The organism is Streptomyces sp. NPDC001156 (assembly GCF_053598275.1).
This window is the reverse complement of record NZ_JBSFJX010000077.1, coordinates 1-11815: the sequence shown is the minus strand read 5'-3', so window position 1 is coordinate 11815 and position 11815 is coordinate 1. Positions and strand designations below refer to the sequence as shown.

Genomic DNA, 11815 nt, shown 5'->3' with positions numbered 1-11815 from the left:
CGGCCGGTTGCACCCGGGCTGAGGCGTTTTGTTGCCCCGCCTTCGCTGTGCCGTCGCCGTGGTGCCTACTGAGGGGGAACATGACAGTCCACGGCACGTCTAAGATGCGCCGCATGAGTTATGGGCAGGGGGAGCCCCAGTGGGATCCCTGGAAACCGACTTCCCAGCAGCCCCAGTGGGACGGCCGTGGCGGCACCCCCGACTGGGCCGCGCTGGCCGAGGCCTCGGAGGCGCGCAACAGGCGCCGCCGGCTGCTGCTGATCTTCGGCGGTGCCCTGGCCACGGTAGCCGTAGGTGCCGCCGTCGCCGTGGCCGTCGTGTCCGCTGACGGGAGCCCCGGGGCCTCGAACAAGTCGGCCGGCGCCCTGCCGGGCACCCCGGACATCCCGAGCCAGAGCGCCGCCACCGTCCCGTCGTTCGCCCCGACCTCGGCCCCTCCCCCGCTGGACCCGATGGACTTCATCTCCAGCGCCAAGAAGGACACGGCCCCGGTCAGCGCGGACACCCTGTTCCCCGGCACCCAGCTGACCGTGGGCACGAACATCTACAAACGGGGTCCCGCGGCCTCCACGACGAACTGCGCGTCGGCCGCGCAGGGCACCCTGCCCGCTGTGCTCACCAAGAACGGCTGTACCCGTGTCCTGCGCGCCACCTATACCAAGGACGGCGTCGCGGTGACGGTCGGAGTGGCCCTCTTCGACACCGCGGCCCAGGCGACCAAGGTCAAGCAGGAGGCGGGCAACAAGAGCAACATCGCGTCGCTGACCGGCAAGGGCGTGCCCGCCTTCTGCCGTGCGAAGATCTGTCGCCGCACCACCAATTCGTACGGTCGCTACGCCTACTTCACGCTCAGCGGCTTCACCAACGGCAAGGACGTGACGACCAAGGACACGAAGGTCTTCACCGCCGGCGACGACCTGGCCGAGTTCACCTTCCGCCAGATCCGCCGCCGCGGCGAGGCACAGGCGGCCGCGGCCTCGGCCCAGTGACGGCGGGCGGTCGACCGCTGTCCTGACGGCGCCGCTTCAGGACCCCTGGACGTACGACGTCCAGGGGTGGACGTAGAAAGGCCGGAGCGCCGCCCGGCCCGCGCCCTTGCGGCCCTCACCTCAGGCTCGTGGACGGCGCCCTCCCGGGCGTCAGCCGAGATGCGTGGGAGCGGAGACGCGGACGGCCCGTTCGGGAAGGCGGACGCCGCAGTCGACGCGCACGCCTGCGGGGAGCTCGTTGTGCGGCCCGACATGCGCATGGTCACCGACCACCGCGTCGACGACGCTGGTGCCCTCGCCGACGACCGCCTGCCGGCCCACCACGGACCGCTGGACCAGCGCTGCCCGGCCGATGACGGCCCCGGGCAGGACGACGCTGCCTTCGACCACGGCCCCCGCCTCCACCACGGCGCCCGCGCACACGGCCGTCCCCGCCGTCAGCACCGCCAGCGGGTCGACGCGCGCACCCGGCATGACCAGGGCGTCCCCGGCCGGGCCGGGGAGCGCCGGGGAGGACACGTACCCGCGCACCAGGTCGGCGGACCCTGTCACGAAGGCCGACGGAGTGCCGAGATCCAGCCAGTACGTCTGGTCGACGACACCGCGCAGGACGCCGCCGGCGGCCAGGAGCTCCGGGAACGTCTCCCGCTCGACGGAGACGACCCGGCCCTCGGGGATGGCGTCGATGACGGAGCGTGTGAAGACGTAGCAGCCGGCGTTGATCTGGTCGGTGACGATCTCCTCGGGCCGCTCGGGCTTCTCGAGGAACGACAGGACTCTGCCGTGCTCGTCGGTCGGGACCAGCCCGTAGGCCCGCGGATCGGCGACCCGGGTCAGGTGCAGGGTGACGTCGGCGCCGGTGGTGCGGTGACCGTCCCGGAGGCCCCGGATGTCGACGCCGCTGAGGATGTCGCCGTTGAAGACCAGGACGGGTTCGTCTGGGCCGCAGGTCAGATGGCGGGCGGCGTTGCGGATCGCGCCACCGGTGCCCAGGGGCTCGGTCTCGGTGACATAGACCAGCTCCAGGCCCAGTCCGGACCCGTCCCCGTACTCCCGCTCGAACAGTTCCGCCAGGTAGGACGTGGCGAAGACGATCCGGGTCACCCCCGCCGCCGCGGCGCGGGCCAGCTGGTGCGTGAGCAGCGGCACCCCGGCGACGAGCAGCAGGGGCTTGGGCGTGAAGGTGCACAGCGGATGCAGCCGGGTGCCCTTGCCGCCGACGAGGAGAATGGCTTCGCTCATGATCTCTGTGTTCTGTCTTCCGGTGAGGCCGTCAGTGCGCGGGCGAGACGGCGCGGAAGCGGCCGGCCTCCGCCAGGTATGCCAGGTCGGTCATGTCTGCTCCCAGGAGACGTTCCAGAAGGGCTCCGTGGGCGCGGCCGCAGGCACCCGGTAGGTCGGCGCTTCAGCGGGCAGGGCCACCGGGGGCTGTTCCGGTTGAGGGCCGGTGGTCCTGAAGACCCATGTCCGGTACGACCAGAAGCGGAAGAGGGTCGCGACGCCGATACCGACGAACTTCCAGACGTTGTTGGCGAGCGCACCGTCCCAGCCGAATCCGTACGTGGTCAGGTAGAGCACCGAGTTCTCGATGACCAGACCGATCGCACTGAAGAAGAGGAAGAGACCCAGCTCCTTCTTCTTGTCGAGCTGGTCCTCCTGGCCGCGGTCCCGGTAGGCGAAGTACCTCAGGCCGAGGTAGTTGCCCATGATGGCGACAGCCGTCGCCACCACGCTCGCTCTGACGGTCTGCCAGTGGGCGAGATTCCTGATGAGGTTGAAGACCACCAGATTGATCACGAATCCCGAGAGCCCCACCAGGCCGAACTTCGCGATCTCGCGGTACAGATTCCCCAACCGCGAGGGAAGCGCGTGTCGTCCGCCCATGGTGAAGTCCTGTCCTTGTCTCGGGATTCTGGTGACTCGTCGTCCTGGTCGTCGCCCACCGGCCGGCCTCCGGGCGGGCCGGTGGGCGACGCGCTCCGGTTCAGCTCCGCCGGTTGCGCAGCCGCAGTCGCAGCGGCACCAGCGCCGACTCGATCTGCGTCCCGAGGTTCATCTTGGACACGCCCTCGGTGCGCTCCTCGAAGCGGATCGGGATCTCGACCGCGCTGTGACCGGCGCGGACGGCCTTGAACTTCAACTCCACTTGGAAGCTGTATCCGGCGCTGTCCAGGGTGGCCAGGTCGACGTCCCGGAGGGTGCGCGCGGACCACAGGTTGAAGCCAGCGGTGATGTCCCGGATCTTGGTGCCCAGCACCGTGCGGGCGTATCGGTTGGCGAAGCGCGACAGCAGCACCCGGTGCTTGCCCCATTCCTCGTCCAGCGAGCCGCCCTCGACGTACCGGCTGCCGATGACCAGGCCGACTCCGGACGCCACGGCCGTGCCGAGCATCCGCGGCACCGCCTCCACCGGGTGGCTGCCGTCGGCGTCCATCTGGACGACGTACTCGGCGCCCTCGGCGAGCGCGGCACTCATGCCCGCCATATACGCCCGCCCCAGGCCGTCCTTCTCGGTGCGGTGCAGGACACTCATCCTCCACCGGCCGTCCCAGTTGTACTTCTCGGCCAGTTCCTCGGCGATCCGCCCGGTGCCGTCCGGGCTGGAGTCGTCGACGATCTTCAGATGCAGCCCGTCGAGCGGCAGCCCCAGCACCGCCTCGGCCATCCGCGGCAGGTTCGCCGCCTCGTTGTACGTCGGCATCACCACGGTGACCCGTATGTCGCCGTACGCCTCCTGGTCCGTCATCTCCCTACCCCTCCCCTATGGGACGCGGATCTCCCCAGCGCCCGGAATTGCCAGCCCGCCGCGATCCACAGGTCCGCGTCGAGCACCCCCCGGCCGTCCACGATCCGCGGACGGCACACCAGTGATCCGGCCCGCTCCGGGTCGATCTCACGGAACTGCGGCCACTCGGTCAGGTGCAGTACGAGATCGGCCCCACGCAGGGCCTCCTCGAGCGACATCGCGTATCCGAGCAGCGGGAACGCCTTGCGGGCGTTGTCCATGGCCTCCGGGTCGTAGACCGTGACGTCGGCGCCGTCGAGGTCGAGGCGGGCGGCGACGTTCAGCGCGGGCGAGTCGCGGATGTCGTCCGAGTCGGGCTTGAAGGCCGCGCCCAGGACGGCCACGCGGGCCCCCAGCAGTCCACCCCCGCACAGCTCACGGGCCAGCTCGATCACCCGGTCCCGGCGCCGCATGTTGATCGCGTCCACCGCGTGCAGGAAGCCCAGGTCGACGCCCAGCTCGCCGGCCCGGTGGGCGAAGGCGCGGATGTCCTTGGGCAGACAGCCGCCGCCGAACCCGACCCCCGCGCGCAGGAACTTCTTGCCGATCCGGTCGTCGTAGCCGAGCGCCTCGGCAAGCGTCCGCACATCACCGCCGGCCGCCTCGCACACTTCGGCCATCGCGTTGATGAAGGAGATCTTGGTGGCCAGGAAGGCGTTGGCGGCCGTCTTGACCAGCTCGGCGGTCGCGAAGTCGGCGGTGACCAACGGGGTTCCGGCGGCGAGGACGGGGGCGTACACCTCGCGCAGCAGTCTCTCCGCCCGCTCCGATTCCACCCCGAACACCAGCCGGTCCGGCCGCAGGGTGTCCTCGATGGCGAAACCTTCTCGCAGGAACTCGGGATTCCAGGCGACCTCGGCGTCGCAGGCGTCGGCGAGCCTCGCGGCCGTGCCGACCGGCACGGTGGACTTGCCGACCAGCAGGGCGTCCTTCGCCGCGTGCCGCGCGATCGCCGCGAAGGCAGCGTCGACGTAGGTCAGATCGGCGGCGCCGGACTCCTTGCGCTGCGGAGTGCCGACGCACACGAAGTGCACCTGCCCGAAGGCACCGGCCTCTTCGTACGAGGTCGTGAAGCGCAGCCGGCCGCTCGCCGTGTGGCGGGCGATCAGCTCGGCCAGCCCCGGCTCGTGGAACGGCACCCTGCCGGCGCTCAGCGCGGCCACCTTGTCGGCGTCCACATCGACCCCGACCACCTCGTGCCCGAGCTCCGCCATGCAGGCGGCGTGGGTGGCACCGAGGTAGCCGGTGCCGATGACGGTGAGCCGCATGGGTTACGGCCTTTCATGAAACGGAATTGAACAAGGGCGGGCGGTCTTCAGGACGTCTTCGCCCAGATCCGGTACGCACCGGTTACGCCGCCGCTGAACGTGAAGGGGATCTTGCCGATCAGCCGGTAGTGCCCGCTTACGGTCACCTGCTGCTCGATGTACTTGTCCACGTCTGGCGTGGCGACGCCGTCCAGGACGACGAGGTCGAAGTAGCCGTCCTGGATGGCCAGGCGGTATCCCTCGTTCCCGTGATGGATCGTGCCTTTCTTGTCCGCGTACCCGATGCCGTACGTCGACGTCCACTGGGACGGCTTCGTCTTGTCCCGCAGGTAGTAGACGGGCACCTCATAGGTGGCTCCGAGATAGCGGCCCTTGGGCTTCATGTACGGCTCGATCGCCTTGACCATCGGCGTCGAGTCGGGCCACAGGCCGAACCGCCACTCCGACTGCGACACCCCGAGGCACAGCGCCGTGACCCAGATCAGGATGCCCAACTGCGGGTAGCGGAAGTGCTTGCCGACCAGCCGGATCACGCCGACGCCAGCCATCGGGGCGGCGAAGAGCAGACCGAAGTCCAGGTGCTTGTAGAGCGAGACCGAGGTCTGGAGGTGGATCTGGTATGCCGGTGCCAGCAGTGCGGTGCCGGTCAGGGTCAGGCCGAGCAGGACGCGCCAGCGCCTGCCGGGACCATTGAGGTCGTAGGAGCGCGGAGACTCGTTCATACGGCCGCGCACCGCGTAGGCGATCGCGCCGGCGACGGCGGTGGCGAACATCAGGCCACCCCACTGGGCGGACTTGTCCAGCAGGGACGCCGCGGCGTCGGTGCCGTGGGCGCGGTTGGTCGTGGTCTGTCGTACACCCGCCAGCACGTCGGTGTACAACAGGCCCGCTCCGACGAGCGCAGCCGTGCCCACCGCCAGCAGGAACGCCCTGATCAGACAGCGCCAGCCGCGGTAGTGCCAGGCGGTCAGCGCGGCGAGGACAACGAGAGTGGGCACATACAGCGCGGACGCGTACTTCACCGCAACCGCCAGCACCATGACCGGCGCCGCGAGCAGGACCATGAAGGCAGGGGCCCGGTTGGTGCGCACGATGATCCACGCGGACAGCGCCAGCAGGAAGATAGCCGGAGCGTCATAGGTGGCGAACCAGCCGAGCACGATCGTCGGCTGTGTGACCGCGAACAGGGCGGCGGCCACCAGTGCGACTCGCTCGTTGAACATGCGCCGACTGAAGGAGTACAGCAGAGCGGTCGCGCCCAGCATGCACACCAGGCTGAGCAGACGGGCGCCCGACAACCCGAAGTACGCGTCGACCACTGCTGCGGCCACCGGGTACAGCGCCGGCGACCCGGAGAAGTACGAGGCATAACCACTGTGCAGCGCGGTGCCGCTCCTCCAGTGGTCGATGATGTCGTGACCCGCCGCCAAGTAGAGGGCCTCATCCTGGAACGCCGTGTTGGACAACCGGAGCGACAGGAGCGCCTGGACGACGAGAAGCACCGCCAGCAACCCGCGGCTGACCCAGTCGCGGCGTCGGCTGGGCGTGTCGTCCCAGCCGGCCTCCGGTGTCTCCGGGATGTGGTAGCCGGGATCGGCCTGCTCGGCCTCCGGCACCGTGCGCAGGGCGTAGGTCGGCTGGTCGTCGTGCTGACCGTCGTGCTGGCCGTGCCACTGCTCCGGGACCACGGGTGCGTACTGCCCCTGCTGGTCGTCGTACCCGTAGCCGGGCTGCTGCGGAGGCTGCCCGTCCGAGTTGAACCAGGTGAAGGCCGACTCCTCGTCCTCGGCGTACGGATCGTAGGGCTGAGGCGTGTAGTGGTCGTGTCGAGAGGTCATCGCGGCTTCCGTACGTCGAAGCCGAAACGGTCGTCGGCGGCGAGGCGCTTGAACTCCTGCAGCGCCAGCGGGCTCGCCTCCAGTCGCCAGTCGGCGCGTTTGCGGTGGTTGAACCAGATGAAGCCGATCATGTTGTCGTCCGCCTCGACGCCCGTGAACAGGTTGTGGATGTCGGCGCGGCGCCGCTCACCGGGCATGGAGGCGGTCTCCAGCAGCAGCATCGGCTTCTTGGTGAAGGTACGGACCTGGTCCCGGGTCGGCCCGAAGACGCTGTCGAAGGCGTTGGACTCGCCGAGCGTGAAGTAACCGATCAGCCCGACCCAGTCGACGTAGGCATCACCCGGGTAGTACGGCTTCAGCTTCACGTCCGCGACCGGGTTGATGATGTTGGGCGACCAAGCCCAGATGACGTTGGAGGCCCCGATGTCGATGAACGTCTGGTGGATGTGACGCCAGGCCGCAACGTACTGCTCAGGGCTCACGTGATCCGTGCCCCATTTCTCCCATTGGCCGTTGAACTCGTCCGCGAAGTCGATGACCACGGGGAGGTTCAGCCTCCGGACCGCCGTCGCGTACTCCTTGATGTACGCGTCCGACTTGCCCGCCGCGATGTCGGCGACCGTGGTGTCGAACGGCTCCCAGGACATCAGCGTCATGGCGCCGTCGGCCCAGGCGTTGCGGACACCGGTGGCGTCGAATCCGTCACCCCAGCCGGCGTAGTACTCGATCAGGTTCGGCTGTTTGCCGACCATCTTCGCGTACGCGTCCACGTTCTTCATGGAGGTCGGCGCACCGTCGACGGCGGCCCCGAAGTACTTCTTCGCGGGCTTCAGCAGCGGTACGACGTCATAGGGGACGTCGGCGTCGGCGCTCGCCGACGACTTCGCCCCGGGCTGGGCGCGGTCGGCCGACGAACCGCCCGAGTCAGCGCCGGCCAGGGAGCAGCCGCTGAGTACCGACAGCGTGAGCAGACAGGCGGCCGCGGCCGCACGGGTACGGAGGAAACGATGCATCAGGCGGCCGCCCCTGCCCGCGGCTGGACCAGGACACGGCCCACGACCAAGGCATAGAAGAGTCCGGAGGACAGGATCAGCGCGAAGTCCGGCGCGTTCATGGTGAACGTGCGGTACACCGCGGCGGTCACCCACACCAGGGCCGTGCCGCCACTCCACACCCACAGGCCGATCCAGAAGCGCCGGGTCTTGTTCTTCTTCGCACCGGAGGAACCGGTGGGCTGCCAGCCCATGCGGTTCTTGCGCAGGATGTCCCAGATCGCGAACACGTGGGCCCAGCCGTACATCATGCGGGCCGCCCAGGCCTCCAGGCGGTAGGGCGCCTTGTGCCACATCGGGAAGATGATCGCGGTGTAGATGATGCTGGGCACCACCAGGAGCAGATGCTCGACCTTGAGCTTCTCCGGCATCATCAGCAGCAGCACGATCGGGATCACCGGCGCCGCGAAGGTGAACAGCGCGGTGTGGATGTAGTAGAAGAAGCCGGACATGTAGCACAGGCGGCTGGACATCTTGATCTTCGCCTGCCAGAACTTGCGACTCCCGAGCAGGCTCATCGAGCCGGAACACCAGCGGTACTGCTGGTTGAAGAACGCGCCCGCGGTGTCCGGGCACACACCGGTCGAGACGGCGACCGGCACATAGCGCAGGTCCCAGCCGAGGCCCCGCAGGTCGAAGCCGGTGTGCACGTCCTCCGAGTGCTCGATCAGCGTCGTACCACCGTTGGTGTCCAGCGCGGCCCGCCGGTAGATCGCGCACGATCCGACACAGATCGCACCGTCGCTGCCCTGCCGGGACACCTGCACGGACCGGTAGAACAGCTCCTGCACGGCTCCCGCGCCGCGCTCGATCCAGTTCTGCGAGTCGAGCACGCGGAAGTACTGCGGCGACTGGACGATGCCAATGCGCGGATCGGCGTCCATGTACGGCAGCAGTTCCTCGAGCAGGTCGGCGCGAGGCGTGAAGTCGGCGTCCAGGATCAGAATGTACTCGCCGTCGGACTGACCGAACCCGAAGTGCAGGTTGCCGGCCTTCTTGAACCACCCGCGGTTCTCCCGGGTGCCGTAGCGGAACCCGAAGTCGCGCGCCATGGCCTCCAGTTCGGGGCTCGCGCCGTCGTCGAGGACGAACGGCTGGCAGTGACCCGGGTAGCGGTCGGCCATGGCGCGCACATGCGTCCACGTGTTGTGCAGCACCTCGATGGGCTCACCGCACACCGGCAAAAACACATCGACTGTCGGGTACACCGCGGGCCGCCAGTTCTGCACCAGCTGCTTGTGGTACGCGATGTCGAAGTCCCGGGTGAAGCCGTTCACCCGCAACGACACCAGGTAGTAGATGACCGTGAAGACCAGCAGCGGCGTGTAGATCCACAGCACCGGGGTGGACTGCGCCAACTTGAACTGGCTCACCACCAGGCAGCAGAAGCTGACCAGCGAGCTGATCGTCAGGATCCACAGATGCCTGCGCGCGTAGGAGTACTTCTCCTTGTTCGTCGGTGGGAGCGGCAGCAGTCCCAGTCTGGCGCTGTCGCCACGTCCCGCCCTACGTCGCCCGCCGCCCTGACGTACGGCACGGCGTCCCCCGGTCCGCACGGGACCAACTGAAGTCATCACCAATCCAACCCCGGGCCGCAGAAGGCCCGTCACCCCCACGTGTGCTCAGCCGCCCCATTCGAACCAATGGCCAAGCGTCGAAAGAGTAGTCGAACGGTGAAAAATATGTAAGAGGCAACAAGGGGACTATGTCCCAGTAGGGATACATGTGAGGGGAACGTCGTTGAACATTGGATGGGGCTAACAGGTTTCGCAGCCGCCCGAAGCGGCCAAGGTCCGCTTGTTCCGCGCCTGCCTGTTCCGCTCGGCGAGCAGTTCGTCGGCCGGGTAGCCGACCTCCTCCAGCGTCAGACCGTGCGGCCGTACGACATGCACGGCCGAGTCCCGCACCCCCGCGGCCAGCACCTTCCCCGGCCAGTCCGGCGCCCGGTGCCCGTCCCCCACGAACAGCAGCGCTCCGATCAGCGAGCGCACCATGTTGTGGCAGAAGGCGTCCGCGCGCACGGTGGCCGTGATGATCCCGTCGTCGCCGCGCACCAGGCTCAACTCCTGGAGCGTGCGGATGGTGGTCGCGCCCTCACGCTTCTTGCAGTAGGCCGCGAAGTCGTGCTCGCCGAGGAGCCGCTGAGCCGCCTCGTTCATGGCGTCGACGTCGAGCGGCCAGTCGTGCCACAGCACGTGGTTGCGCAGCAGTGGGTCGACACCGCCGGGGTTGTCCGTGACCCGGTAGGCGTAGCGCCGCCAGACGGCCGAGAAACGGGCGTTGAAGCCGTCGGGCGCCTCCCTGAGAGCCCATACGCGGACGTCCTTGGACAGTCGGCCGGCGAGCCGCTTGAGCAGCTTCCCGCGGTGCTCGCCCCAGACCGTCAGGGGCAGATCGACATGGGCGACCTGGCCCCGCGCGTGCACCCCGGCGTCCGTACGTCCGGCGACGGTCAGCTCGTAGGTCTGCGTGGACCGCGTGACCGTACGCAGCGCATCCTCGATCTCCCCCTGCACGGTGCGCTTGCCACCGGCCTGCTTGGCCCAGCCGTGGAAGTCGGTTCCGTCGTAGGAGAGGTCGAGCCGGATGCGGACGTGTCCGGGCTGTACTTCGTCACTCACCCCTAGATCCTCTCAGCAACGCGAAAGCGGGCCCGCCCCCCAGGGACGGACCCGCTTCCGGTGAGGTCGGGCTCAGGCGTCCTTGGACTCCTCAGCAGCCTCCTCGGCCGGAGCCTCGGTGGTGTCCTCGACCTTGGTGTCCTCGGCCTTGGTCTCGGCCTCCTTGACGGCGCGCTTGGTCGCCGCCTCAGCCTCGCCGACCGCCTTCTGCTGCACCGTCAGCGCCTCGACCAGCTCGATGACAGCCATGGGCGCGTTGTCGCCACGGCGGTTGCCGATCTTGGTGATGCGGGTGTAACCACCCGGACGGTTCTCGTAGCGCGGGCCGATCTCGGAGAACAGCGTGTAGACGATGTCCTTGTCCGTGATGACCTGGAGCACCTGGCGGCGGTTGTGAAGGTCGCCCTTCTTCGCCTTGGTGATCAGACGCTCCGCGTACGGGCGCAGGCGGCGGGCCTTCGCCTCGGTGGTGGTGATACGGCCGTGCTCGAACAGCGACTTCGCGAGGTTCGCGAGGAGCAGCTTCTCGTGCGCGGCGCTGCCGCCCAGACGGGCACCCTTGGTGGGCTTCGGCATGGTTGATCTCCTAGTCATCTGCCCCGGCCGTGTCAGGTACCGGAGTCAGTATCCGAGCGAGCGGTTGCCCGTCGGAGATCCGGGAGCACCCCGAGGGGCGTTCCCGGAAGGAGCGCGGGCAACTGCGCGACAAGCGGCAGTCCACCCGCACCCTGTGTCGGACCGTCGAGCCCGAGCTCTCAGTACTGCTCGGTCTCGACGAACCCGGCGTCCACGTCGTCGTCGGCACCGAAGGCGTCGGCGGCGGCGGTCGGGTCGAATCCAGGCGGGCTGTCCTTCAGGGCCAGGCCCATGCCGACCAGCTTCGCCTTGACCTCGTCGATGGACTTCGCACCGAAGTTGCGGATGTCCAGCAGGTCGGCCTCGGAGCGGGCGACGAGCTCACCCACGGAGTGGATGCCCTCGCGCTTGAGGCAGTTGTAGGAGCGGACCGTGAGCTCCAGCTCCTCGATCGGCAGCGCCAGGTCGGCGGCCAGGGCGGCGTCCGTGGGGGACGGGCCCATGTCGATGCCCTCGGCGTCGATGTTCAGCTCGCGGGCGAGACCGAACAGCTCGACCAGGGTCTTACCGGCGGAGGCCATGGCGTCACGGGGACGCATGGCCTGCTTGGTCTCGACATCGACGATCAGCTTGTCGAAGTCGGTGCGCTGCTCGACACGCGTCGCCTCGACCTTGTAGGTGACCTT

11 protein-coding genes are annotated in these 11815 nt (G+C 68.6%); 1 reads left to right on the top strand and 10 read right to left on the bottom strand.

Features of this window, described 5'->3' with window-relative positions; translation table 11 throughout:
• The first annotated feature begins 113 nt into the window (after positions 1-113).
• Positions 114-989, top strand: a complete 876-nt coding sequence (locus ACWDA7_RS29285) for a hypothetical protein (RefSeq protein ID WP_450607788.1) — start codon at positions 114-116, stop codon at positions 987-989.
• A gap of 150 nt (positions 990-1139) precedes the next feature.
• On the opposite strand, the gene ACWDA7_RS29280 is transcribed toward ACWDA7_RS29285, so the two are convergent.
• The 10 genes from ACWDA7_RS29280 to ACWDA7_RS29235 all read right to left on the bottom strand — a co-directional run.
• Positions 1140-2231 carry a sugar phosphate nucleotidyltransferase gene (locus ACWDA7_RS29280; RefSeq protein ID WP_450607786.1) on the bottom strand — a complete coding sequence of 364 codons (1092 nt, stop codon included), beginning with the start codon at positions 2229-2231 and terminating at the stop codon, positions 1140-1142.
• Positions 2232-2321: 90 nt separating this feature from the next.
• Positions 2322-2873 carry a GtrA family protein gene (locus ACWDA7_RS29275; RefSeq protein WP_450607784.1) on the bottom strand — a complete coding sequence of 184 codons (552 nt, stop codon included), beginning with the start codon at positions 2871-2873 and terminating at the stop codon, positions 2322-2324.
• A 100-nt stretch (positions 2874-2973) separates the two neighbouring features.
• Positions 2974-3735, bottom strand: coding sequence for a polyprenol monophosphomannose synthase (locus ACWDA7_RS29270; RefSeq protein ID WP_450607782.1), 762 nt, complete (start codon positions 3733-3735; stop codon positions 2974-2976).
• A complete protein-coding gene (locus ACWDA7_RS29265; RefSeq protein ID WP_450607780.1) occupies positions 3732-5042 on the bottom strand; it encodes a UDP-glucose dehydrogenase family protein in 1311 nt (436 codons plus the stop codon). The genes ACWDA7_RS29270 and ACWDA7_RS29265 overlap by 4 nt, the downstream gene beginning before the upstream one ends.
• A gap of 47 nt (positions 5043-5089) precedes the next feature.
• Entirely contained in the window at positions 5090-6880 is a 1791-nt protein-coding gene (locus tag ACWDA7_RS29260; protein WP_450607778.1) for an ArnT family glycosyltransferase, read from the bottom strand.
• Positions 6877-7893 carry a glycoside hydrolase family 26 protein gene (locus ACWDA7_RS29255; protein ID WP_450607776.1) on the bottom strand — a complete coding sequence of 339 codons (1017 nt, stop codon included), beginning with the start codon at positions 7891-7893 and terminating at the stop codon, positions 6877-6879. Before ACWDA7_RS29255 ends, ACWDA7_RS29260 begins: the two co-directional genes overlap by 4 nt.
• A complete protein-coding gene (locus tag ACWDA7_RS29250) occupies positions 7893-9308 on the bottom strand; it encodes a glycosyltransferase family 2 protein (RefSeq protein WP_450607828.1) in 1416 nt (471 codons plus the stop codon). The genes ACWDA7_RS29255 and ACWDA7_RS29250 overlap by 1 nt, the downstream gene beginning before the upstream one ends.
• Positions 9309-9689: 381 nt before the next feature.
• Positions 9690-10553, bottom strand: a complete 864-nt coding sequence (truA, locus tag ACWDA7_RS29245) for a tRNA pseudouridine(38-40) synthase TruA (RefSeq protein WP_450607774.1) — start codon at positions 10551-10553, stop codon at positions 9690-9692.
• A 72-nt stretch (positions 10554-10625) separates the two neighbouring features.
• Entirely contained in the window at positions 10626-11129 is a 504-nt protein-coding gene (gene rplQ / locus ACWDA7_RS29240; protein ID WP_359396300.1) for a 50S ribosomal protein L17, read from the bottom strand.
• Between the two features lie 179 nt (positions 11130-11308).
• Positions 11309-11815: DNA-directed RNA polymerase subunit alpha C-terminal domain-containing protein (locus ACWDA7_RS29235; protein ID WP_450607772.1), on the bottom strand; the 507-nt coding region annotated here is incomplete at its 5' end.

Excerpts from the sequence above, each read along its gene's own strand:
- ACWDA7_RS29285 (WP_450607788.1), top strand. The coding sequence starts at position 114 with ATGAGTTATGGGCAGGGGGAGCCCCAGTGGGATCCCTGGAAACCGACT.
- ACWDA7_RS29280 (WP_450607786.1), bottom strand. The coding sequence starts at position 2,231 with ATGAGCGAAGCCATTCTCCTCGTCGGCGGCAAGGGCACCCGGCTGCAT.
- rplQ (WP_359396300.1), bottom strand. The coding sequence starts at position 11,129 with ATGCCGAAGCCCACCAAGGGTGCCCGTCTGGGCGGCAGCGCCGCGCAC.
- ACWDA7_RS29275 (WP_450607784.1), bottom strand. The coding sequence starts at position 2,873 with ATGGGCGGACGACACGCGCTTCCCTCGCGGTTGGGGAATCTGTACCGC.
- ACWDA7_RS29270 (WP_450607782.1), bottom strand. The coding sequence starts at position 3,735 with ATGACGGACCAGGAGGCGTACGGCGACATACGGGTCACCGTGGTGATG.
- ACWDA7_RS29255 (WP_450607776.1), bottom strand. The coding sequence starts at position 7,893 with ATGCATCGTTTCCTCCGTACCCGTGCGGCCGCGGCCGCCTGTCTGCTC.
- ACWDA7_RS29260 (WP_450607778.1), bottom strand. The coding sequence starts at position 6,880 with ATGACCTCTCGACACGACCACTACACGCCTCAGCCCTACGATCCGTAC.
- ACWDA7_RS29265 (WP_450607780.1), bottom strand. The coding sequence starts at position 5,042 with ATGCGGCTCACCGTCATCGGCACCGGCTACCTCGGTGCCACCCACGCC.